This window comes from Streptococcus sp. 5346 (genome assembly GCF_013277455.1).
In the GTDB taxonomy this organism is placed as follows: domain Bacteria; phylum Bacillota; class Bacilli; order Lactobacillales; family Streptococcaceae; genus Streptococcus.
Genome location: NZ_VMMY01000002.1, coordinates 242,850 through 265,906 on the forward strand (window position 1 = coordinate 242,850; position 23,057 = coordinate 265,906).

Annotated in this window: 36 protein-coding genes; all 36 read right to left on the reverse strand. The window is 41.0% G+C overall.

Annotated elements, in window-relative coordinates:
- Positions 1–16 precede the first annotated feature (16 nt).
- Complete coding sequence (gene rpsM / locus HT732_RS02185) at positions 17–382, reverse strand: 30S ribosomal protein S13 (RefSeq protein ID WP_000090781.1); 366 nt, start codon at positions 380–382, stop codon at positions 17–19.
- A 17-nt stretch (positions 383–399) separates the two neighbouring features.
- Entirely contained in the window at positions 400–516 is a 117-nt protein-coding gene (gene rpmJ / locus HT732_RS02190) for a 50S ribosomal protein L36 (RefSeq protein WP_001808836.1), read from the reverse strand.
- A gap of 24 nt (positions 517–540) precedes the next feature.
- Positions 541–759, reverse strand: a complete 219-nt coding sequence (gene infA, locus HT732_RS02195; RefSeq protein WP_001029883.1) for a translation initiation factor IF-1 — start codon at positions 757–759, stop codon at positions 541–543.
- Between the two features lie 116 nt (positions 760–875).
- The gene (locus tag HT732_RS02200) at positions 876–1,514 is read right to left on the reverse strand and encodes an adenylate kinase (RefSeq protein ID WP_001050436.1); all 639 of its coding nucleotides are present in this window, start codon (positions 1,512–1,514) and stop codon (positions 876–878) included.
- A 149-nt stretch (positions 1,515–1,663) separates the two neighbouring features.
- Positions 1,664–2,974 (reverse strand): preprotein translocase subunit SecY, encoded by a 1,311-nt coding sequence (gene secY, locus HT732_RS02205; protein WP_000465403.1) that lies wholly within the window; start codon positions 2,972–2,974, stop codon positions 1,664–1,666.
- A gap of 12 nt (positions 2,975–2,986) precedes the next feature.
- Positions 2,987–3,427: a 50S ribosomal protein L15 gene (rplO, locus tag HT732_RS02210; protein WP_000766087.1), complete on the reverse strand. Its 441-nt coding sequence runs from the start codon at positions 3,425–3,427 to the stop codon at positions 2,987–2,989.
- A 144-nt stretch (positions 3,428–3,571) separates the two neighbouring features.
- Positions 3,572–3,754, reverse strand: coding sequence for a 50S ribosomal protein L30 (rpmD, locus tag HT732_RS02215; RefSeq protein WP_000057241.1), 183 nt, complete (start codon positions 3,752–3,754; stop codon positions 3,572–3,574).
- A gap of 13 nt (positions 3,755–3,767) precedes the next feature.
- Entirely contained in the window at positions 3,768–4,262 is a 495-nt protein-coding gene (gene rpsE / locus HT732_RS02220) for a 30S ribosomal protein S5 (protein ID WP_000874202.1), read from the reverse strand.
- Positions 4,263–4,279: 17 nt separating this feature from the next.
- On the reverse strand, positions 4,280–4,636 hold the full coding sequence (rplR, locus tag HT732_RS02225) for a 50S ribosomal protein L18 (protein ID WP_000624044.1): 357 nt from the start codon (positions 4,634–4,636) through the stop codon (positions 4,280–4,282).
- Positions 4,637–4,719: 83 nt separating this feature from the next.
- Positions 4,720–5,256, reverse strand: a complete 537-nt coding sequence (rplF, locus tag HT732_RS02230) for a 50S ribosomal protein L6 (RefSeq protein WP_000086626.1) — start codon at positions 5,254–5,256, stop codon at positions 4,720–4,722.
- A gap of 191 nt (positions 5,257–5,447) precedes the next feature.
- Entirely contained in the window at positions 5,448–5,846 is a 399-nt protein-coding gene (rpsH, locus tag HT732_RS02235) for a 30S ribosomal protein S8 (RefSeq protein ID WP_000245504.1), read from the reverse strand.
- A gap of 284 nt (positions 5,847–6,130) precedes the next feature.
- Positions 6,131–6,316 (reverse strand): type Z 30S ribosomal protein S14, encoded by a 186-nt coding sequence (locus tag HT732_RS02240; protein WP_001085697.1) that lies wholly within the window; start codon positions 6,314–6,316, stop codon positions 6,131–6,133.
- A gap of 17 nt (positions 6,317–6,333) precedes the next feature.
- On the reverse strand, positions 6,334–6,876 hold the full coding sequence (gene rplE / locus HT732_RS02245; protein WP_000013542.1) for a 50S ribosomal protein L5: 543 nt from the start codon (positions 6,874–6,876) through the stop codon (positions 6,334–6,336).
- 23 nt (positions 6,877–6,899) lie between these two features.
- Positions 6,900–7,205 carry a 50S ribosomal protein L24 gene (gene rplX, locus HT732_RS02250; protein WP_000497691.1) on the reverse strand — a complete coding sequence of 102 codons (306 nt, stop codon included), beginning with the start codon at positions 7,203–7,205 and terminating at the stop codon, positions 6,900–6,902.
- A 77-nt stretch (positions 7,206–7,282) separates the two neighbouring features.
- On the reverse strand, positions 7,283–7,651 hold the full coding sequence (rplN, locus tag HT732_RS02255; protein ID WP_000616545.1) for a 50S ribosomal protein L14: 369 nt from the start codon (positions 7,649–7,651) through the stop codon (positions 7,283–7,285).
- A gap of 25 nt (positions 7,652–7,676) precedes the next feature.
- Positions 7,677–7,937, reverse strand: a complete 261-nt coding sequence (gene rpsQ / locus HT732_RS02260) for a 30S ribosomal protein S17 (RefSeq protein ID WP_000440801.1) — start codon at positions 7,935–7,937, stop codon at positions 7,677–7,679.
- Between the two features lie 24 nt (positions 7,938–7,961).
- Entirely contained in the window at positions 7,962–8,168 is a 207-nt protein-coding gene (gene rpmC, locus HT732_RS02265; RefSeq protein WP_000772918.1) for a 50S ribosomal protein L29, read from the reverse strand.
- A gap of 9 nt (positions 8,169–8,177) precedes the next feature.
- Positions 8,178–8,591, reverse strand: a complete 414-nt coding sequence (rplP, locus tag HT732_RS02270; RefSeq protein ID WP_000960946.1) for a 50S ribosomal protein L16 — start codon at positions 8,589–8,591, stop codon at positions 8,178–8,180.
- A 3-nt stretch (positions 8,592–8,594) separates the two neighbouring features.
- On the reverse strand, positions 8,595–9,248 hold the full coding sequence (gene rpsC / locus HT732_RS02275; protein ID WP_000529936.1) for a 30S ribosomal protein S3: 654 nt from the start codon (positions 9,246–9,248) through the stop codon (positions 8,595–8,597).
- Between the two features lie 12 nt (positions 9,249–9,260).
- Positions 9,261–9,605: a 50S ribosomal protein L22 gene (gene rplV / locus HT732_RS02280; RefSeq protein WP_000818137.1), complete on the reverse strand. Its 345-nt coding sequence runs from the start codon at positions 9,603–9,605 to the stop codon at positions 9,261–9,263.
- An 11-nt stretch (positions 9,606–9,616) separates the two neighbouring features.
- Positions 9,617–9,898: a 30S ribosomal protein S19 gene (gene rpsS / locus HT732_RS02285; protein ID WP_000533766.1), complete on the reverse strand. Its 282-nt coding sequence runs from the start codon at positions 9,896–9,898 to the stop codon at positions 9,617–9,619.
- Positions 9,899–10,001: 103 nt separating this feature from the next.
- Entirely contained in the window at positions 10,002–10,835 is an 834-nt protein-coding gene (gene rplB, locus HT732_RS02290) for a 50S ribosomal protein L2 (RefSeq protein ID WP_000512910.1), read from the reverse strand.
- A 17-nt stretch (positions 10,836–10,852) separates the two neighbouring features.
- Positions 10,853–11,149, reverse strand: coding sequence for a 50S ribosomal protein L23 (locus HT732_RS02295; RefSeq protein ID WP_001055347.1), 297 nt, complete (start codon positions 11,147–11,149; stop codon positions 10,853–10,855).
- On the reverse strand, positions 11,149–11,772 hold the full coding sequence (gene rplD / locus HT732_RS02300; RefSeq protein ID WP_173253812.1) for a 50S ribosomal protein L4: 624 nt from the start codon (positions 11,770–11,772) through the stop codon (positions 11,149–11,151). The genes HT732_RS02295 and rplD overlap by 1 nt, the downstream gene beginning before the upstream one ends.
- A gap of 24 nt (positions 11,773–11,796) precedes the next feature.
- On the reverse strand, positions 11,797–12,423 hold the full coding sequence (rplC, locus tag HT732_RS02305) for a 50S ribosomal protein L3 (RefSeq protein WP_000160197.1): 627 nt from the start codon (positions 12,421–12,423) through the stop codon (positions 11,797–11,799).
- A 216-nt stretch (positions 12,424–12,639) separates the two neighbouring features.
- Complete coding sequence (gene rpsJ, locus HT732_RS02310) at positions 12,640–12,948, reverse strand: 30S ribosomal protein S10 (protein ID WP_001284513.1); 309 nt, start codon at positions 12,946–12,948, stop codon at positions 12,640–12,642.
- A gap of 243 nt (positions 12,949–13,191) precedes the next feature.
- Entirely contained in the window at positions 13,192–13,818 is a 627-nt protein-coding gene (locus tag HT732_RS02315; protein WP_173253813.1) for a phosphoribulokinase, read from the reverse strand.
- Positions 13,815–14,405, reverse strand: a complete 591-nt coding sequence (nrdG, locus tag HT732_RS02320) for an anaerobic ribonucleoside-triphosphate reductase activating protein (RefSeq protein WP_173253814.1) — start codon at positions 14,403–14,405, stop codon at positions 13,815–13,817. Before nrdG ends, HT732_RS02315 begins: the two co-directional genes overlap by 4 nt.
- Positions 14,398–14,904, reverse strand: a complete 507-nt coding sequence (locus HT732_RS02325; protein WP_173253815.1) for a GNAT family N-acetyltransferase — start codon at positions 14,902–14,904, stop codon at positions 14,398–14,400. Before HT732_RS02325 ends, nrdG begins: the two co-directional genes overlap by 8 nt.
- Positions 14,905–14,947: 43 nt before the next feature.
- Positions 14,948–15,088, reverse strand: coding sequence for a hypothetical protein (locus tag HT732_RS02330; RefSeq protein ID WP_000521621.1), 141 nt, complete (start codon positions 15,086–15,088; stop codon positions 14,948–14,950).
- A gap of 11 nt (positions 15,089–15,099) precedes the next feature.
- A complete protein-coding gene (gene nrdD / locus HT732_RS02335; protein ID WP_173253816.1) occupies positions 15,100–17,307 on the reverse strand; it encodes an anaerobic ribonucleoside-triphosphate reductase in 2,208 nt (735 codons plus the stop codon).
- A gap of 119 nt (positions 17,308–17,426) precedes the next feature.
- Positions 17,427–18,965, reverse strand: coding sequence for a damage-inducible protein CinA (locus HT732_RS02340; protein WP_173253817.1), 1,539 nt, complete (start codon positions 18,963–18,965; stop codon positions 17,427–17,429).
- A gap of 254 nt (positions 18,966–19,219) precedes the next feature.
- Positions 19,220–20,752, reverse strand: a complete 1,533-nt coding sequence (cls, locus tag HT732_RS02345) for a cardiolipin synthase (protein ID WP_173253818.1) — start codon at positions 20,750–20,752, stop codon at positions 19,220–19,222.
- 251 nt (positions 20,753–21,003) lie between these two features.
- Positions 21,004–21,468, reverse strand: coding sequence for an SP_0198 family lipoprotein (locus HT732_RS02350; protein ID WP_240155824.1), 465 nt, complete (start codon positions 21,466–21,468; stop codon positions 21,004–21,006).
- 83 nt (positions 21,469–21,551) lie between these two features.
- A complete protein-coding gene (locus tag HT732_RS02355; RefSeq protein WP_173253820.1) occupies positions 21,552–22,802 on the reverse strand; it encodes a folylpolyglutamate synthase/dihydrofolate synthase family protein in 1,251 nt (416 codons plus the stop codon).
- A 123-nt stretch (positions 22,803–22,925) separates the two neighbouring features.
- Positions 22,926–23,051, reverse strand: coding sequence for a hypothetical protein (locus HT732_RS10455; protein WP_275690729.1), 126 nt, complete (start codon positions 23,049–23,051; stop codon positions 22,926–22,928).
- Positions 23,052–23,057 lie beyond the last annotated feature (6 nt).

Here is a 23,057-nt window from a genome sequence, read left to right on the forward strand (position 1 = left end):
ACTTTTACCTCCTATATTATTTTTTCTTACCAGCAATCGCAACAGCTTTACCTTTACGAGTGCGAGCGTTGTTTTTAGTGTTTTGTCCACGGACAGGAAGTCCACGACGGTGACGGATACCACGGTATGAACCGATTTCCATCAAACGTTTGATGTTCAAGTTTACTTCACGACGAAGGTCACCTTCAACTTTGATTGCATCCACTTCACGACGGATAGCATCTTCTTGATCTGATGTAAGATCACGTACACGAACATCTTCTGAGATTCCAGCAGCAGCCAAAATTTTCTTAGATGTTGCAAGTCCGATACCATAAACATAAGTCAATGAGATCACTACGCGTTTGTCATTTGGAATATCAACTCCAGCAATACGAGCCATGTTTTCTCCTTTCTATCTTATCCTTGACGTTGTTTGTGTTTTGGATTTGCTGGGCAAATTACCATAACACGACCATTACGACGAATAACTTTACAGTATTCGCAAATTGGTTTGACCGATGGTCTTACTTTCATTTCTTATCCCTCCAAGTTTTTCGATTATTTAAAGCGGTAAGTGATACGTCCACGTGTCAAGTCATATGGACTCATTTCGACAGTAACACGATCTCCCGCTAAAATACGAATATAGTTTTTACGAATTTTACCAGAAACTGTTGCTAAAATCTGATGTCCATTTTCAAGTTCAACCGTAAACATTGCATTCGGCATTGTATCAACTACTTTGCCTTCAACTTCAATCACATCGTCTTTTGCCACGCAAAAGCACCTCCATAAATTTCGATTCGATGCCTCTAGACACAGAGACAACAATTATAAGTCAGACTATCTCAGTATAACATTTGTAGCGGATTTTTGCAAGTGTGAAAAACGCTTTATTTCAAATTTGTCAATACTTTTTCAATATCTGAGAAGACATCATTGATATCTTGATTACCTTCGATGTCATGAACCAAACCTTTGGCACGGTAGTGAGCAATGATTGGTTCCCCTTGAGCAATATTCACATCCAAACGACGTTTGACTGTCTCAGGCTTATCATCTTCACGTTGGTAGTAATCTTCTTCTTTATAGTCAACTGGTGGGTTAAAGACCTTGTGGAAAGTTTCTCCAGTTACTCGGTGGATGATACGGCCACTCAAACGTTCCAAGAGGCTGTCAGGGTTCACTTCAATATTGATAACACCTTCTAGTTCAATTCCAAGTTCAGCCAATGTTTTGTCCAAGGCATGAGCTTGTTCAATTGTACGTGGGTAACCATCCAACAAGAATCCTGTTTCTTTAATATCATCTTGTGAAAGACGTTCTTTTACGATTCCATTTGTAACTTCATCAGGAACCAATTCACCCTTGTCAATGTATGACTTAGCAAGAACACCCATTTCAGTTTGATTTGCCATTGCAGCGCGGAACATATCACCAGTTGAGATATGTGCAACATGGAATTGTTCTACGATTTTTGCTGCTTGAGTTCCCTTACCTGCACCGGGTAAGCCCATAATCAAAAGATTCATGATTTGATCTCCTTATTTTATTTTTAAATAGAAGCAAAAAGTCTTTTCACCCCTATTTAAAAACAAAATAGAAGAGGGGAGACCAAACTCTCACTAATGTTAGAGTTAAACCTCCACTCCCTCAGCATTTACTGACTCAGTAAATACTTTTATTCTGTTCTGTCCATGAAACCAACATACTTACGTTTCAACAGGTAACCTTCCAATTGTTTGATTCCTTCAATACCTGTAGAGATAATGATCAAAAGACTAGTTCCTCCAAAAGCAACTGCTTCTGAAAGTCCGAAAACATCTTTTGCTACAATCGGTAAAATAGAAATCACACCAAGGAAGAGAGAACCAACAGTTGCAAGACGACGAAGAAGTTTAGACATATATTCTTCTGTACCTTTACCAGGACGAACTCCGTGGATATAGGCACCGCTCTTTTGTAGGTTCTCTGCCGCTTTTTCAGGATTAATCTGTACAAACGTATAGAAGAATGTAAAAAGAATAATCAACAAAGCATACATGGCAATACCAGTTGGTGAAGTTGTTGCCAGCATTTCTTGTGCTGTTCTTACCCAAGCCCAATCATGACCTGTAGCGCTCAAAAACTGAAGAATAGCCGCAGGCGCTGCAGTAATCGAACTTGCAAAGATAACAGGGATAACTCCAGCAGGGTTTACCTTCAAAGGAAGGTAAGAGCTAGATGGAGCACCTTGTGCAACCTTAGTATATTGGATTGGAATTTTGTATTCTGCTTGTTGAACATAGGTTGTAAAATAAATGATCAACAATACAGTAATAATCAAAATGATTACGAAAATGATAGATGAGTTGATACGGCTACTTGGGACGTTCACAAAGTAGTCCACATAGATGCCCTGAATCATCTCTGGAATTGAGGCAACAATCCCGGCAAAGATAATCATAGAAACACCATTTCCGTATCCCTTATCTGTAATTTGCTCTCCCAACCAAGTCACAATCATGCTACCAGCTGTTAAGATGATACCAATCATGATAAAGACTTGTGGAGTAAGAGCTGTTTTCAACAATTGAGCTCCAGCCAAAGTATTAAAACCAGCTGTAATCCCGATAGATTGCACAAAGGCTAGAACAAGAGCAATATAACGAGTAGCTTGATTTAATTTTCTTCGACCTACTTCCCCCTGTTTACCCCACTCTACAAACTTGGGTAAAATATCCATTTGCAAGAGTTGGACAACGATAGAGGCCGTAATGTAGGGACTAACACCAAGAGCAAAAACTGAGAAGTTTTTCATGGCATTCCCTGAGACCAAGCTCAACATGTTTAAGAAGGATAATCCACTTAAAGCATTCAAGCTATTGGCATTCACACCAGGAACTGTAATACTAGTTCCGATACGAAAGACCAAAACGATAAAAATTGTAAATAAAATTTTTGATCGAACCTGCTTGACTTTAAGAGCTTCTCTTAATAATTTAAAAAACATAGGTCACCTCTCTTAGATGACTTCTACTGAACCACCTTTAGCAGTGATAGCTTCTTCAGCTGATTTAGAGAATTTAGCTGCTTTCACAGTCAATTTCTTAGTCAACTCACCGTTACCAAGAATTTTAATACCAGATTTTTCAGCTTTAACAATTCCTGCTTCGATAAGAACAACTGGAGTAACTTCAGCACCATCTTCAAAGACGTTCAATTGGTCAAGGTTCACAATTGCGTATTCTTTAGCGTTGATGTTAGTGAATCCACGTTTTGGAAGACGACGGAACAATGGAGTTTGTCCACCTTCAAAACCAAGGCGAACTCCGCCACCGCTACGAGCTTTTTGACCTTTTTGACCACGACCAGATGTTTTACCGTTACCTGATGAAGTACCACGACCAACGCGGTTACGTACTTTACGAGAACCTTCTGCAGGTTTCAATTCATGAAGTTTCATTTTTATTTTCTCCTCTTTTGTAAAATGCTAGCGCCGATAAGGGAGAAAAGGTTGTCTCCCCCATCAACTCGCCTATACGACGTCATCATAGATGACTATATCTAGTTTTAGGGGATGGTATAGTGCACATCCCCTAAAAATTCATTAGTTTACTTCTTCAACTGTTACCAAGTGAGATACTGCTGTGATCATACCACGGATAGCAGCGTTATCTTCTTTAATAACAGAGCTGTTCAATTTGCCAAGTCCAAGTGCTACAACAGTTTTACGTTGTGATGGAATGCGTCCGATTGGAGACTTAGTCAAAGTAATTTTAATTTGAGCCATTTTATCCCCTTTCTTATGCCAAATCAGAAACTGAAATACCACGAAGGGCAGCAACTTCTTCAGCGCGTTTCAATTGTTTCAAACCTTCAACAGTTGCACGAACAATGTTGATTGGAGTGTTAGAACCAAGTGATTTAGATGTAATATCTGCCACACCTGCCAATTCCACAACGGCACGAACTGCACCACCAGCGGCAACTCCAGAACCTTCTACAGCAGGTTTCAACAATACTTTAGCTCCACCGAATTCTGAAAGAACTTCGTGTGGGATTGTTGTTCCAACCATAGGAACTTCGATCAAGTTTTTCTTAGCATCATCTACTGCTTTACGGATTGCTTCTGGAACTTCTTGAGCTTTACCAGTACCAAATCCTACGCGACCGTTGTGGTCACCAACAACAACAAGAGCTGCGAAACGAAGACGACGTCCACCTTTAACAACTTTTGTAACACGGTTGACAGCAACTACGCGTTCTTCTAATTCAACTGCATTGTCTTTAAATGCCATTTTCTAGTGTCCTCCTATTAGAATTTCAATCCGTTTTCACGAGCTGCATCAGCCAAAGCTTTCACACGTCCGTGATATAGATATCCACCGCGGTCGAACACCACTTCTGAAATACCTTTAGCGTTTGCACGTTCTGCAACGAGTTTACCGACAGCAACGGCTTGTTCAGTTTTAGTTCCTTTTGAAACTTCTTTGTCAAGAGTTGAAGCACTTGCGAGCGTTACACCCGCTACGTCATCAATCACTTGAGCGTAGATGCCTGTATTAGAACGGAATACGTTCAAACGTGGGCGATCAGCAGTTCCAGAGAGTTTTCCGCGAACGCGACGGTGGCGTTTTTGGCGGAGTTTGTTTTTATCTGGTTTTGAAATCACAGTTTTCACCTCTTTAGTTTTAAATCGTGTGCTATGCACAAAGTTGGAAAATAGGTTGGTGGTTGAGACTCAACCACTCAACATTATTTACCTGTTTTACCTTCTTTACGGCGAACGAATTCACCAACGTAACGGATACCTTTACCTTTATATGGTTCTGGTGAACGAAGGCTACGTACGTAAGCAGCTGTTTGACCAACTACTTCTTTTGAAATTCCGCTAACAACGATTGTTGTTGGGTTTGGAAGTTCAAAAGTAATTCCTTCTGGAGCTTCAACTTCGTCTGGATGAGATTTACCAACAGCCAAAACAAGTTTAGATCCTTGAAGTTGTGCACGGTAACCAACCCCGCGCATTTCAAGTTCTTTCTTGAATCCTTCTGATACACCAACAACCATGTTGTTCAAAAGGGCACGAGTAGTTCCGTGGATAGTTTTCATTTCTTTTGAATCGTTTGGACGGTGAAGAGTTACTTCAGTACCTTCCACACGGATTTCAATATCTTTTGAGAACTCACGAGTAAGTTCTCCTTTAGGTCCTTTTACAGTTACAACGTTGTCATTGTTAGTGATTTCTACACCAGCAGGCAACACGATAACTTTATTACCAATACGTGACATGTTTATTTTCTCCTGTTAGATTGTCAGGCCAGAACGGCCAGTTTTCACGGGGTTCAGATACTTATTTAGTTCAAGAGCTGAACTGAACACGCTCTAAGAACTGTGCAAAATAGATAAGTTGGCTTGTTTGTAAACAAACTTCTCCAACTTCCTAATTTTGCTTTGTTCTTTACGAGCTTTGTATCTTGATTTTACCAAACGTAAGCGATAACTTCCCCACCAACATTCTTTTGGCGTGCTTCTTTATCAGTAAGCAAACCTTCAGAAGTTGAAAGGATAGCAATTCCAAGTCCGTTAAGAACTTTTGGAAGGTCTTCACGTTTTTTGTAGACACGAAGTCCTGGTTTAGAAACACGTTTCAAGTTAGTGATAACTTTTTCACCGTTTGGTCCGTATTTAAGGAATACACGGATGATGCCTTGTTTGTCATCTTCGATGATTTCAACGTTTTTTACAAAACCTTCGCGTTTAAGGATTTCAGCAATCCCTTTTTTGATGTTTGATGCAGGTACTTCAAGTACTTCGTGTTTAGCTTGGTTAGCGTTACGAATACGAGTTAGGAAGTCTGCGATTGGGTCAGTCATAACCATTTTGTTTTTCTCCTCTTACTAGTAGTTTGCAAGTTGCACTTGCTAGTTAATACATGATACAAAGAGCGTAACAGCAAGAGCAAAAATAGGCAATTTGATGCAGGAGCGATGCTCCAAAGAAAATTGGTCTTTTTTGCCAAAGCTGTAGCTCGTGTTCAAATTGGCAAGCCCAACTGAACCCGGGCTAAACTCTGTGCGAAAAAGACAAACTCTCCTAGAAACTTCAGTTTCTTCGTCCAGTTTCCTATTTTCACTTAGAGTTTTGACGCCCTTGATATCTTAAATTACCAAGATGCTTTTGTTACACCAGGAATTTGTCCTTTGTAAGCTAATTCACGGAAGCAAACACGGCAAAGTTTAAATTTGCGGTAAACTGAATGTGGACGACCACATTTTTCACAACGAGTATAAGCTTGAGTAGAGAACTTCGCTGGACGTTTGTTCTTAGCAATCATTGATTTTTTAGCCATTAGATTTACCTCCTATATTATTTTGCAAAAGGCATTCCAAGGCCTGTAAGCAATGCACGTGACTCTTCGTCAGTGTTAGCAGTTGTTACGATAACGATGTCAAGACCACGAGTTTTGTCAACGTCATCGAAGTTGATTTCTGGGAAAATCAATTGTTCTTTCACACCAAGTGTGTAGTTTCCGCGTCCATCAAATGATTTTGTTGGAACACCGTGGAAGTCACGTACACGTGGAAGTGAAACTGAAACCAATTTATCCAAGAATTCGTACATACGTTCACCACGAAGGGTAACTTTTGCACCGATCGCAACACCTTCACGAAGACGGAAGCCGGCGATTGATTTTTTAGCTTTAGTGATAAGTGGTTTTTGACCTGAGATAAGTGCCAATTCTTCAGCAGCTTTTTCAAGGCTTTTAGCGTTTGATACCGCTTCACCAACACCCATGTTCAAAACGATCTTATCTACTTTAGGCACAGCCATCACTGATGAGTAGTTGAATTGTTCTGTCAAAGCAGGAACTACTTCATTAAGATATTTTTCTTTTAAACGATTTGCCATTATACTTCTCCTTTCCTTCGTGATTAATCAAGCACTTCGCCTGATTTTTTGTTGTAGCGAACTTTTTTACCGTCTACAAATTTGTAACCAACACGGCCAGCTACACCATTTTTGTCCAAAACTTGAACGTTTGATACGTGGATAGCTGCTTCTTTTTCGATGATACCACCTTGAGGAAGCTCGTTAGTTGGACGTTGGTGTTTCTTAACGATGTTAACACCTTCAACGATAACTTTGTTTACTTTTGGAAGGGCAGTAAGGACAACAGCTTCTGTTCCCTTATCTTTACCAGCGATTACGCGAACTTTGTCGCCTTTTTTTACAAACATTAGGTTTCTCCTTGATTTTTCTTACGCCCATAAGGGCACCCTAGCTTGAAGCTAGGGGACTAGTTTGTTTCTAAAAATTAAAGTACTTCTGGAGCAAGTGACACGATCTTCATGAAGCCACCTTCACGCAATTCACGTGCAACTGGGCCAAAGATACGTGTTCCGCGAGGAGTTTTGTCTTCACGGATGATAACTGCTGCGTTTTCGTCAAATTTGATGTATGAACCATCAGCACGACGAGCACCTGATTTAGTACGAACGATAACTGCTTTAACAACGTCACCTTTTTTAACCGCACCACCAGGAGTAGCTTGTTTTACAGATGCCACGATAACATCACCGATGTTTGCAAATTTACGTCCTGAACCACCAAGAACTTTGATAGTCAAGATTTCGCGAGCACCGCTGTTGTCTGCGACTTTCAAACGAGTTTCTGTTTGAATCATTTCAGTTTTCTCCTTTCAGGTTTGATTAGATGATGACCGCTTCTTCAACAACTTCTACAAGACGGAAACGTTTTGTAGCTGAAAGCGGGCGAGTTTCCATGATACGTACGATATCGCCTTCTTTGGCAACATTGTTTTCATCATGAGCTTTGTATTTTTTAGAGTAGTTAATACGTTTACCATAGACTGGGTGGTTACGTTTTGTTTCAACTACAACTGTGATTGTCTTGTCCATTTTGTCAGATACAACACGTCCAACAAGAACTTTACGATTATTGCGTTCCATTGAAATTTCTCCTTCCCTAGTCTATTATTTCGCTTCAGATTGAACTGTTTTGATACGAGCGATTTGTTTTTTAACTTCTTTCAAGCGAGCTGTTTGTTCCAATTGACCAGTAGCAGCTTGGAAACGAAGTTCAAACAATTCTTTTTTCAATTCGTTTTCGCGCTTCGCGAGTTCTTCTTGAGAAAGACCACGAAGTTCTTTAACAAATTCTTTTACTTCATTAAGTTTCATGCCTTCTCCTTATTCTGCTTCACGTTTTACGAATTTACATTTAACTGGCAATTTGTGGCTAGCAAGACGAAGCGCTTCGCGAGCGATCTCTTCAGATACACCAGCGATTTCGAACATCACTTTACCACGTTTAACTGGTGCTACCCAACCTTCAGGTGCCCCTTTACCAGATCCCATACGCACACCGATAGCTTTAGCAGTGTATGATTTGTGTGGGAAGATTTTAATCCAAACTTTACCACCACGTTTCATGTAACGAGTCATGGCGATACGAGCAGCTTCGATTTGGCGGTTAGTGATCCAGTGGCTAGTTGTAGCTTGAAGACCGTATTCACCGAATGCTACTTCTTTTCCACCTTTTGCTTCACCGCGCATTTTTCCACGGAATTCACGACGGTGTTTAACACGTTTAGGTACTAACATTGGTTATTTACCTCCTTTAGTGTTTTTGCGAGCTGGAAGAACTTCACCACGGTAGATCCATACTTTAACACCAAGTTTACCGTATGTAGTATCTGCTTCTTCCCAAGCATAATCGATATCTGCACGAAGTGTGTGAAGCGGAACAGTTCCTTCAGAGTATCCTTCAGCACGGGCGATATCTGCACCGTTCAAACGACCTGATACTTGAGTTTTGATTCCTTTAGCTCCAGCACGCATTGCACGTTGGATTGCTTGTTTTTGTGCACGACGGAAAGCAACACGTTGCTCCAATTGACGAGCAATTCCTTCACCTACAAGGTGAGCATCCAAATCAGGTTGTTTGATTTCGATGATGTTGATGTGTACTTGTTTTCCTGTCAATTTGTTAAGTTTTGCACGGAGTGCATCAACGTTAGCACCACCTTTACCGATAACCATACCTGGTTTAGCAGTGTGAAGTGAAACGTTAACTTTGTTTACTGCACGTTCGATTTCAATAGTTGAAACTGCTGCGTCAGCAAGTTCTTTTTGAACGAATTTACGGATTGCAAGATCTTCATGAAGGTAATCCGCGTATTCTTTTTCAGCATACCATTTGGCATCCCAATCACGGATGATGCCGACACGCATACCAATTGGATGTACTTTTTGACCCACGATTTTACCTCCTTATTTTTCTGCAACAGCTACAGTGATGTGAGCTGTACGTTTGTTGATTGGTGAAGCTGAACCTTTCGCACGTGGACGGAAACGTTTCATAGTTGGTCCTTCGTTTGCGAATGCTTCAGATACTACCAAGTTAGCTTTATCCAAACCAAAGTTGTTTTCAGCGTTAGCTACAGCTGAGTTCAAAACTTTCAAGATGATTTCAGCAGCTTTGTTTGGAGTGAATGTCAAGATTGCGATTGCATCGGCTACGCTTTTACCACGGATGTTATCAAGAACAAGACGTGATTTACGAGGTGAAACACGTACTGTACGAGCCATTGCTTTAGCTGAAGTAATTTCTGCCATTTATGTTCTCCTTATTTTCTACGTGTTTTCTTGTCGTCTGCAGCGTGACCTTTGTAAGTACGAGTTGGTGCAAATTCACCAAGTTTGTGACCTACCATGTCTTCTTGGATGTAAACAGGTACGTGTTTACGTCCGTCATAAACTGCAATAGTGTAACCAATGAAACTTGGGAAGATCGTTGAACGACGTGACCAAGTTTTAATAACTTTTTTCTTTTCGTCGTTAGCTTGAGCTTCAACTTTTTTCATCAAATGCTCATCGACGAAAGGTCCTTTTTTAAGACTGCGTCCCATTTTTATATTTTCTCCTTTAAATGTTGTACCACAGCGGCTTGCGCTCACAAGGAGCGCTACCGAGCTGGCGGATTTACTAGTTACTTAAGCGACTAGTTTAATATTATTTCTCGTTGCGACGACGAACGATAAGTTTGTCAGATTTCGCTTTCTTGTTACGAGTTTTAAGACCAAGAGCAGGTTTGCCCCATGGAGTAGATGGTGCTTTACGACCAACTGGTGCTTTACCTTCACCACCACCGTGCGGGTGATCGTTAGGGTTCATTACAGAACCACGAACTGTTGGGCGGATACCTTTCCAACGGCTACGTCCTGCTTTACCAAGGTTTACAAGTCCATGTTGTTCGTTTCCGACAACACCAACTGTAGCACGACAAGTTCCAAGGATCATACGTACTTCGCCAGATTGAAGACGAACAAGAACGTATTTACCTTCTTGACCCAATACTTGAGCAGAAGCTCCAGCAGCACGTACCAATTCACCACCACGACCTGGTTTCAACTCAATATTGTGGATCAAAGTACCAACTGGGATGTTAGCAAGTGGAAGAGCGTTTCCGACTTTGATATCTGCTTCTGGACCTGAAACGATACGTTGACCTACTTCAAGACCTTTTGGAGCGATGATGTATGCTTTCACACCGTCAGTGTAGTGTACAAGAGCGATGTTTGCAGAACGGTTTGGATCGTACTCGATTGTTTTAACAACTGCTTCAACGTTGTCTTTGTTACGTTTGAAGTCAACCAAACGGTAGAAACGTTTGTGTCCACCACCTTGGTGACGAACTGTGATACGACCGTTGTTGTTACGACCAGCCTTGCTCTTCAATGCAACAAGCAATGATTTTTCAGGAGTGCTTGTTGTGATTTCAGCGAAATCCAAAGAAGTCATATTACGGCGACCGTTTGTTGTTGGTTTATAAACACGAATTCCCACGATATTTCCTCCTTAGATTATTCAGCTTCAGCAGCAAACAACTCGATTGCTTTAGAATCAGCTGTAAGTGTGATGATAGCTTTTTTAGTTTTGTTAGTAAAACCAGTGTAACGTCCAACACGTTTAGCTTTTGGTTTTACGTTGATTGTGTTAACGTTGGCAACTTTAACACCTTCGAAAGCAGCTTCAACAGCTTGCTTGATCAAAAGTTTGTGTGCACGAGTGTCAACTTCAAATACATATTTTCCTGCTTCAAGTTGAGCCATTGAGCTTTCAGTGATGACAGGTTTTTTGATAACATCATACAAATTCATTATGCAAGAACCTCCTCGATTTTAGAGATAGCTGCTTGTGTGACAAGAAGTTTGTCGCTATTTGCGATGTCAAGAACACTTGCAGTTGTAGCAGTCGCAACTTTCACGTTTTGAAGGTTACGAGCTGAAAGAGCTGCGAATTCATTTCCTTCTTCAAGGATAACAAGAACTTTAGAATCGATGCTCAATGCTGCAAGAACTTTTGCAAATTCAGCAGTTTTTGGAGCTGTAAATTCAAGAGAATCAACGGCTACAAATTTGTTTTCAGCAACTTTTTCAGAATAAACTGATTTAAGAGCTAGGCGACGAACTTTTTGTGGAAGTTTGTAGCCGTATGAACGTGGAGTTGGTCCGAAGACGATTCCACCACCACGCCATTGTGGAGAGCGGATAGAACCTTGACGAGCACGTCCAGTTCCTTTTTGACGCCATGGTTTGCGTCCACCACCTGAAACAGCTGAGCGGTTTTTAACTGCGTGAGTTCCTTGACGAAGGCTAGCACGTTGGCTGATGATCACATCAAACACAACAGATTGGTTTGGTTCGATACCAAAGATTGCATCGTTAAGAACAACTTCGCCCGCTTGTTTACCAGTTTGGTCGAATAATGTTACATTTGCCATTTTGACTGTATTCCCCTTTCCTTATTATTTACCAGCTTTAACTGCTGACTTGATAGTGATAAGAGATTTCTTAGCACCTGGTACGTTACCTTTGATAAGGATAACGTTCTTTTCTGGAACAACTTGTACAACTTCAAGGTTTTGAATTGTTACGCGGTCGCCACCCATACGTCCTGCAAGGTTTTTACCTTTGAATACACGGTTAGGTGCAACAGGTCCCATAGAACCTGGACGACGGTGGTAACGAGAACCGTGAGCCATTGGTCCACGTGATTGTCCGTGGCGTTTGATAACACCTTGGAAACCTTTACCTTTAGAAGTACCAGTTACGTCAACAACGTCTCCAGCTGCGAATGTTTCAACTGTGATTTCAGCACCAACTTCCAAGCCTTCAACGTTTTTGAATTCACGAATGAAGCGCTTAGGAGCCGTGTTAGCTTTTGCTACATGTCCTTTAGCAGGTTTGTTGCTCAACACTTCGCGTTTGTCATCGAAACCAACTTGGATAGCGTTGTATCCGTCTGTTTCAACAGTTTTAACTTGAAGAACAACGTTTGGAGTTGCTTCAATAACTGTTACAGGGATCAATTCGCCAGCTTCAGTGAAGATTTGAGTCATTCCCACTTTTTTCCCTAAGATTCCTTTTGTCATGAGAAAATAGTTCCTTTTCTATATTTTTTATTCAAAAAGTTTTTAACGAGCGTTTTTTATGCTCAAGTCTAAGATACAAAGGGCGTCAAACTCAAAGTGAAAATAGGAAACTGACGCAGTGTCTAGCAGACACTAGGAAGTTTATCTTTTTCACACCGAGTTTAGCCCGTGTTCAATTAAATTGAAACACCAGCCTCTGCTCTTTTATATTTTAGATTAAAGTTTGATTTCTACGTTTACACCACTTGGAAGATCCAATTTCATCAAAGCATCAACTGTTTTTTGAGTTGGGTTAACGATATCGATCAAACGTTTGTGTGTACGCATTTCAAATTGTTCGCGAGAGTCTTTGTATTTGTGAGTCGCACGAATGATTGTGTAGAGGCTACGTTCAGTTGGAAGTGGGATTGGACCCGCAACTTGTGCACCTGTACGAGTAGCTGATTCTACGATTTTTGCAGCCGCTGTGTCAAGCGTACGGTGTTCGTAAGCTTTCAAACGGATACGGATTTTTTTGTTTGCCATCTTTTTCTCCTTTTCGTCTATTTAAGATAATAGGCTAGCTCCACAAGAAAACCGACGCGGTGTTGCGTGGCAATGCAACCGAGCGTGTCGCAACCTCTTGCATCAAAGCTAAGGCTGTAATTTACAGCACCATAATAGAATAACACAAAGCCCCTGCGATTGCAAGGGATTTGTTAGGTTTTTTTCGTTTTTTTACGATGAAACTGTTTTCCTATTTTTCTTTTTAAAATTAGGGATTTTCTTCTATATAAACTGACTCCTCTTGACCTCAAATTTACCTTCTGATTGGTCCACTAAGACATCCGCCTTAGACTCAGTTTCTTTATAGTATCGCAGATACTGCTCCCGTCTCATCTGATGGCTAGCCAATATAAAGGATGCATCGCGATTTCTCACAGTCGTATCTCTAGCAAGGCGTCGCTTTAATTCGGTCTCCTCATCCGTGTAGAAACAGATGGTTTTGTCAAAGAGTTCTTTGGGTAAAAAACCAACAGACATCCCTTCGACAATCAGAATTGGCTTTTCTCCAGACAAGACCTCACTAGCTTTCCAAGGTTCTTCAATTGTTAAGATATCCATGCCAGCCTTTAAAGCGAGAATGTCTCTTTCTAAACTTACCAGTTCATGAGCCACAGGTAAACAAGCGGTCACTTTTTGGTCTGGAGTCTCCTTTGGCACCACTAAATGACGATTTGAAGCAATGTAAGGATCGGTTTCCAATAAGTTTACCTTTGCAAAATCTAGGGTTTGGTACAATTCCTGTGCAAAAGTTGATTTACCCGAAGCCCCATGACCGTATATTCCCAGTGTCCTGACTTTCCCCGTCTCGATCTCTGAGACTAGTTGGTCTACTAAGTCTTTTTTCTTCATTCTCTCTTCACCTGTTCATAGCTTTCTTTTCCGTCATTAAGCTTATCCCAAATCACTACTTGCCCACTTTGGAGCGATTTTTGCACATCGATAATTCGTTGGTTGGACGACCCTCGAAACTGGAGCATGAGATTTCTCTTAGTTCGGTCATACCGTCCATCTACAAGGATGTCAATTAGCGATAAGAGTTCCAATTTGTCTGGAGTCTCCAGCATCATTTCTTCCCAAGTATAGCCCGTCCAGGACCAGATGTCTTTTTCTGGCAATTCCTTTCGGATGCGTTTAACGAGTGGCAAGAGAATGCCCGTATTGAGAAAGGGCTCCCCTCCCAGCAAAGTCAAGCCTTGAACATAGGGTTGAGCAAGATCTTCCATGATCTGTTCTTCTAGCTCTGCTGTATAGGGAATGCCAGCATTAAAAGACCAAGTAGCAACATTATAACATCCCTCGCAGTGAAACATGCAGCCTGATACATAGAGAGAGTTACGCACACCTTCTCCATCTACAAAGTTAAAGGCCTTGTAGTCGATGATACGCCCTTGACTGAGTTCCTCGCTTTTCCATTCTTGTGGTTTTGGATTATTCATTTGCTACCTCTATCCAATAACGCTCGACTCCATCACGAACATCCTCAAGGAGCCCACCATTTGCTAAAATGACTGCTCTGCTAGCAGGATTATTCACACTACAGGTCACAAGAGTTCTCTTGATGTTCTTTTCCTTAGCAACTTGCAAGCCCTGACGGAGAGTTTCCTTAGCATAACCCTTGCCTCTTTCTGATGGACGAATGGAGTAGCCAATGTGGCCAGCATAATTCAGTAAACCCTCATTCAGTCTCAATCGCAGATTCAAAAATCCTAGAGCACGACCTATATCATCAAATGATACAAATTGAATAGAAGGAACACGATTTTCAGGCAAGTTTATTCCCATCTCTTTTTGCATATTTGTTTCCAACCACTCTTCATACACAAAGTTCTCTGTATCCCAAAATCCACCATCATGGGCTGATTGGCTCTTTTCAAACTCTGCCATCATGTCTAAAACTGTTTCTTTATCTGCTAATCTTGATCTGCGTAGTTCCATCCTTACCTCCCACTATGAGAAAAGCGAGAGTTGACTCTCACTTTTATTTTTTCTTGTTCTTGTTTAAAAATTGTTCTCTGAGGCTGAGCAAACGTTCTTTCTTACCAGCTCCACCTTTAGAGTGTTTCTCGTGATAACGGGTCACTTGTGCGCGCCCCTTATCGTCTAATTGATATTTTCCCATTTCATTTCTTTCTAATTTGTTACTTGGTGACCAGCCATTTTAATCGTTGAGCCATTCATGTGTTTGACACGAGCAGCGATTTCCTTGTGACGCCCATTGACCATCGGTCTCGCTTGAGGATTGCCTAGATAGCCACAAGTCCGTTTAACAACGTCTACTGTTTTAGGGTCACTATTGCCACAGTTTGGACAAGCAAATCCTCTCTCAGTTGGTTCAAAATCCCCTTCAAAGTCACACTTATAGCAACGGTCAATTGGTGTATTGGTCCCTAGATAGCCGACACGGTCATAGGCATAATCCCAAACAGCTTCCAGAGCCTTAGGATTTTGCTGAAGGACTGGATACTCACAATAATGGATGAAACCACCTGACGCACCTGCTTCTGGATAAACTTTCTCAAAGTCTAATTTTTCAAACGGTGTTGGATTTTTACGAACATCGTAGTGGAAAGAATTGGTGTAGTATTCCTTGTCTGTGATATCAGGAATAGAACCAAACTTGTCTGTATCTAGTCGGCAGAAACGGTCTGTCAAACTTTCAGATGGTGTTGAGTAGATAGAGAAATGATAGCCATATTGGTCAGACCACTCCTCTACACGGCGTTTCATATCACGAATGATATCCAGCGTGAATTCCTTGGCTTCTGGATTGTGTTCCCAGCTATTTCCAAAGAAGACTGTCGCTACCTCGTACAAACCGATATAGCCTAGTGAAACTGTCGCACGACGATTCTTAAAGAGCTGGTCAACACTTTCTTCTTTACCTAGACGATGGCCAAAAGCACCGTATTGATAGAGGATAGGAGCATTTGCTGGCGTCGCTTCTTTAGTACGTTCGACACGATAAACCAAAGCATCTTCTGCGATATTCATACGCTCATTGAAGATTTCCCAGAACTTGTTCATGTCACCCTCAGACTCGAGGGCGATGCGAGGAAGATTGACCGTCACAACGCCTAGATTCATCCGACCTGAATTGACTTCTACGCCATTCTCGTCTTTCCAACCTTGAAGGAAAGAACGACAACCCATAGGAACTTTGAAAGAACCTGTCAACTCAACAATTTTATCATAGGACAAAACATCTGGGTACATCCGTTTGGTTGCGCACTCTAGAGCCAACTGCTTGATGTCGTAGTTGGGTGTCCCTTCCTCTAAGTTGAGTCCTCTTTTAAGCGTGAAGATAAGTTTAGGGAAGATAGCTGTGCGGTGTTCTGAACCAAGTCCCTTGATTCGGATGTTCAAGATAGCTTTTTGAATTTCCCGCTCAAAACGATTGGTTCCCAGGCCAAAACCTAGCGAAGTGAAAGGTGTTTGCCCATTTGAAGTGAAGAGGGTGTTGATTTCATACTCAAGAGATTGCATGGCATCATAGATATCTTTTTGAGTTTTCTTCCAAGCGTAATCTTCCCGTTTTTCAGGCAAAACCCATTCTTCTGCATCTTTGAGATGTTTTTGGTAATTTTTCTCTGCATAAGGCGCCAAGACCTCATCGATACGGTCAGCTGAACAGCCTCCATACTGGCTAGAAGCAACGTTGGCAATGATTTGGGAAATCTGAGCTGTTGCAGTCTGGATAGACTTAGGACTTTCCACCTCCGCATTTCCAATCTTAAAACCATTTTCCAACATCCCCTTGAAATCAATCAAACAGCAGTTGGTCATAGGTGTGTAGGGGCTATAATCCAAATCATGATAGTGGATATCCCCCTTTTGGTGGGCATTGGCTACGTGCTTAGGAAGCATTTGCAGTCCGATTGATTTCCCAACAATCCCTGCTGTCAAATCACGCTGGGTATTGAAGACATCGCTGTCTTTATTGGCATTTTCATTGACAACTGCCTGGTCTTTGTTGAGTAGTTTATGGATACTAAAGTTAATATCTGTCGCTTTTGAGCGCTCAAAATCCCTCTGCGTCCGATAAGTAATATACTCCTCAGCCAGCGCATATTCTTTGGCTTCAAGGAGTTCATGTTCTACAATATTTTGAATTTCGTAAATCTTAACCCCCTGTGGAAAGCGACTATGAATTTCTGTGACAATTCGCTCGGTCAGAGCATTGAGGCGTTTTTCGACCAAGGGTGTCACATCCATAACCTTGTCTGCCGCCTTGTGGAGAGCCTTGTCAATCTTGTCCACATCAAATACAACACGTCTCCCATCTCGTTTCTCGACGAAGAGAGTTGGCAAAATTGTAATTTTTTCTTCTAGTGCAATCATATGCATGCTCTTTTCTAAAATGTTCTTTCTAAAAAGTATTATACCACTCTAAAAAGAAAAATCAATATCTTGTGTTAAAAATCCTAAAATTTTTAAAAATACACAAGATATTGATTTGGTTATTTAATTTTATAGACTTTAAACTCTGAGTAATCCGTCTTTACTGGTTGGTAATTTTCTTTTAAGAGTGTTTCCACTTCAGACCAGACTGGCACCTTGTCATTCACCACAATCACCTTAGGTTGTTTTTCTTTCAAGTCATTGAGTAGCTTATTCCGGTTTTCCTCAGTTGCTGTATAGTGCACGGGAGACAAAATCGCCGATGGCGACAAGCGCTCACTCTTACGATAAAGAGTCGCAGTATCATCCCATGCATAGATAGCATCTTCCGTATTTGTCTCCTCTTTTACCAAATCAGCAAGACGATTACGTTCTTGATAAGGTACCGGATAAAGGACAAACTTCATCAAAAAAGGAACAGTCAAAAGATAGACAAGCCCTAAAACTGGCAGATATAGATTTCCTTTAAAAAAACGACTCCATAGGCTAACTGGCGTTTCTCTTCGTCTTCTTCTAACACTACGCCCCCTCTGTTGACTCTTAATATTGGTTACCAATAAAAGTAGGAAAACAGGGAAGACGACCATCAAATAAGAAGCGTGCAGAGGCTCTTGTGAAAAGAAAAGCAAAATCAAACCTAAAATTGTCACAAGACTTGCAGGAACCGAAATGACGTATAGTTTAGAGGGCTTGGATTGAAAGAGACCTAAAAAGATACAAACCACAAATCCCAAACCAAGGGACAACAAGCCATAAAAAGCCATATTCTCTAAAATTTTAGAAGTGAAATCAAAGCTAATACTGTCAATAGGATAACGAATACCACTAATGGCATCCCCAAAACTTCCTGTTGCAACACTATAGTAGGCAGTTGGATAAAAGATAAGTGAAAAACCTAAAGCCACTGCAAGAAACTGATAAAACCCATGCGCAAAGCGTCTATGCCCAAGGTTAAAGACCAACAAGCCTAAACTCACTACAGCAATAAACAGGAGCGATGATAAGGGAGCAAAGAAAAATCCTCCTGCCAAAGCCAGCCCAATCCGTACAAATCCCTTATCATGGCTTGGATTGCTTAGATAAGTCGCAACTAAACTAAAGGCTGCTAATAAGAAAGGAAGCGCTAAAAGAGTCGCATAACCTCCACCAAAAGCAAGACCTGTAACTAGCATGTAAAAAATAGTCACCACTTGTCCAGCTTGGTCTCCTTGCTCTGTCAAGGTGTCTGCCGATCGAAAGAGGAAAAATCCTCCTGCTACCAAGGCTAACCACTCAAAGATGGCAAAGAAAAATCCGCCCTGAGTCACGTAAGTCAGCAAATAATAAAGCAAACCTTGACTTCCATAATAATCGCTGTAAATCTTCCCTGCCTGATGAAGGGCCCAACCTGTATAAAAATCCTGCACTTCCTGTGCACTCATTAAATCGAGTAATAGCGGTACTCCTAGAGTTATCCCCGTTACAAGCGTACTCCATAGTAAAATTTTCACCAAAGGAAGACGACTTGATTCACGATGATGCGATTCTTGTTCGATTTGGTATTCTAGAGGTTCACGATTCTCCTGATGAACTTCTTCTACTCTACCATACACACTCATATCGTTTCTCCTATTCAATTTATCTGTCTTAGTATATCAAAAAGTCCTAGGATTGTCAGCTTGCGATGGCTGTTTGAGTGATTTTTTGCATAGTTTCACAAAGGTTTCAATTTCCCGAAAACGGTGTAAATGTGTCTGTTTAAATGTTATGATATAATCCAATTCTTTCTGAGTCAGCATCGTTCCTCCTATATCTTTCTATTCGTAAAAGGCAAGAAAAATAGGACTGGTTTGTGTCCTCAGTCCTAGATTTCTTATAAGATTGGAGCGAATAACTGGGCGATTTCTTTTACAAGTTTTTGATACCAGCTTGTTTTGATAGAATGAGGATAGACTTCCTGAGAATCTGCAAATATATTTTGAAAATCTCGGGCTATTTCCATTATAGAAGGAGTTTTATAGAGTAAGACTGCATTTTCATAATGGTGTACCAAGCTTCGGTAGTCGAGATTGATTGTCCCCACCACCGCAAAATCTTCGTCTACCAACATCTGCTTACTATGAATAAAACCTGGACTATACTCATAAATCCGAACTCCAGCAGAAAGAAGGTCTGGATAAGCCCCTCTTGTGACTAACTGAATGAATTTCTTATCTGGTATGTAAGGGGTGATAATTCGAACATCGACCCCTCTCATAGCTGCATTTTTGATTGTCTCCGTTAAATCATAGTCTATGATCAAATAAGGTGTCGTAATATAGACCGATTCCGTTGCTTGATTGATCAAACTCTGATAAACCTTTTTCCCTACCTGCGTTCGAAAAATTGGCTTGGGTCCACTCCCGTATGGAATGGTTAAACCGTCACTTGGGATAGAATGATTTTCTAAATGATATTGATCAAAATCACTAATCTCTCCTCGATTGATGTACCAAGTGGTTAAAAACAAGCGTGTCAGGGCTTTTACTGCTAGTCCGTCCAAGCGAATTCCACTATCCTTCCAATAACCAAATCTCTTGACGTGGTTAATGTACTCATCTGCCAGATTGACCCCACCAGTATAGGCTATCTGACCATCAATAATCAATATTTTTCTATGATCTCTGTTATTATAGGCCACTGTCAAACGAGGAATAACTTTATTGAATTTATGGGCCTCGATGCCCAGCTGACGAAGTCGATGTGCATAATCTCCTGTTAAAGTAGCCATACAGCCAATATCATCATAGAGCAGTTTAACTTCAATGCCTTGAGCGACCTTTTGCTTCAAGATTTCTAGAATACGATTCCACATCAAACCTTCTTCTATAATGTAATATTCCAAGAAGATAAATTTCTCAGCCTTTTTGAGATCTTCTACCATCTTTTTCCACATAGCTTCTCCGTTAGAAAAAAATGTAGAGGCAGTTTGATCATAGACATCAGCATTGGTATCCATACTCAATAAGGACTTGATGACACCATATGCCGCCTTGTCACTTTCTTTTAATTCCTCTTTTAGTAGCTGGCTATTTGCTTCTTGGAAATGCATGGAGCCTAGCTTCTTCAGTTGTTTGATTTCTTTTTTGGACAATCGCCTCTCACCAAACATCAGATAGAGCAAGGGGCCAAATACTGGCACAAAGGCTACTAACAACCAGGTTACCTTATTCTCAGGAGTCGTATTACGGTTGACTATCGAAATGATTGTGATGATACTCAGTAGAATGAGGACAGTAATCCATAAAATGGGAGCCATGCGTCCTAAATAAAGAAAGAGACCAAAAACCAGACAAAGTTCAAGTAGCATAATCGAAAGACTAAAGCCATACTTGGACATCAATAATTGAAATTTTCTATATTTCATATCCCCTCCTTGATATTTTGATACTCAATGAAAATCAAAGAGCAAACTAGGAAACTAGCCGCAGGCTGTACTTGAGTACGGCAAGGCGACGTTGACGCGGTTTGAATTTGATTTTCGAAGAGTATGAATGCTAAAAACAGGTAATTGATACTAGTATAACTCAGGTATTCGACAGAAGGCAAGTATTTATGATTATTTTCTAGGTAAAAGTAAAAAGGCTGAAAAATCCAGCCCTTTCTACTTGCATAGTCTTATTTAGTTAAAATGATTTGGTCCGATGGGTCTCTATCCATATCATCTACGATGATTTGATTACCGTTTACAGTGTAAATTTTGACATCATCGCCAATAATCATGCGTTGATTTGCTGCATCAAATGTAACCTGTTTGACTTTCTGATCCCCGTCAGATTCGAGCTCAGTCCATGTACCAGTCGTTCCAGTGACCACTAAAGTGATACGGTCTCCGTCATCTTGGCCTGTATAAGTCCCATCAATATTAGTTGGTTGGGCTGTAACTGTATTTTGTGAAGAACTTGTTGCTGCCTGGTTTGTATTTTCTGTAGACGATGAAGCAGCAGGTTGTGATTGCTGAGTTTGTTGTGTTTGCGCTTGAGCTGCTGGTTGTTGAATCTGTTGAGCTCTTTGTGAACAAGCTACTAAGAGACTAAGACTTGCTAGAGAAGCAAGAGAAAGTGTGAATCTTTTTAATTTCATGATGGATTTCCTTTCTGCTACCAATTTAGAGAAGTTTTCTCTAACCAGCAGTTCCCCTAGTATAACAAGTTCAAAAAAGGTGGTCAATTTATCTGCTCATACCCCAGTATGTGGCTCCGTACTTCTGAGATAAAATAGAGAGACCCTGTAATGAATAACAAGTCCTGCGTATCTGCTTTTTCTTCGAAACTGCTGATAAATTCTCGGTAAGAGGGAATTACATGGTAACCTGTTACATCTGTCTCGTCCAGAGAACCTTGATAGTCAAAACCAGTCACCTTGAGTTCCACCTGAGGTAAATTTTCAGTCAGATAAGCCAACATCCCTTGATAATTCTTGCGTTTCAAGGCCCCAAAGAGGATTTGAGGACGATATCCTTCCTGCTCTTTTTCTTTGATAAATTCAACCAAGCGAGTCAAGGCAGGGAGATTATGAGCACCATCCAAGTAAATCTGCGGACGAATACGCTCCAAACGCCCAGCCCAATGGGTCTGTTCCAATGCCTGTCTTACAGCTTGCTCATCAACAGCTTCCTTTTCTTCCCTCATAAAAAGAAGAAACGTTTGCAACGCCAAGGCCGCATTTTCCTGCTGATAAGCTCCTTCTAAACCTATTTTCAACTGTGAAAAAGTTCCCAAAGAACTTGAAAAATCACCATCCTGCATTGAAAAATCCTGACCTGCCTGATAAAGGTCAACAGCTAAAGAGTCTGCTTTTTTCTGACAAACAATCCTAGCTTCTGAAGGCAACTTAGCAATTACTGCCTTTTTACCAGCCTTAAAAATACCAGCTTTCTGCTCTGCGATTGCTGCTATACTGTCACCCAGAGTCTCCTGATGGTCAAGTCCGATGGAGGTGATGACAGCAATCTCTCCAGTTACCACATTAGTCGTGTCAAGTAAGCCACCAATTCCCACTTCTAATAAAACCAAATCCACCTCTTGATCCCTAAAATAAAGAAAAGCAATCAAGGTCAGTAGCTCAAAAAAAGACAACTGGTCATGAGTTTGCAAAAGCGTCTTTTCCATCTCCTTGACCTGATCAGCCAAACGGATGAAGTCTGCGTCAGCTATTGGTTGCCCATTAATGCAGATTCGGTCATTGATGGATACGATATGAGGGGAGGTAAAGGTCGCAACTTTTTTGCCATGTCCCATAAATAACTCCCTCATAAAAGCAATGGTAGATCCTTTCCCATTAGTCCCTGTTACGTGGATAATAGGGTAAGACCGCTCAGGATTTCCTAACAAATCCACCGCTTGCTGCATTCGGCCCAAGCCTGATCGAAAATTCAAACCAATCCGACTATGAAGCCATTCTTCTACTTCAAACATATACATCTCCTTGACAAAAGTCTAATCAATTATCTAGCAAAATTCCGTAGATAACAAAAAATGAGGTCAGGATTTTCGTCCCGACCTCTCACCTGGTTAGCTAATCACTAGCAACTATGAATATTAACTTGGACTAAAAACATCCCCTGGATGTTCCAACTCTTCCCGATTTTTGGGAGTTGGGCTGATACAGTCTCCCAGACTTACCAGTTCTCTCTTATTTAAAGGAACTGGGGTAAAAATGTTCACTGAACA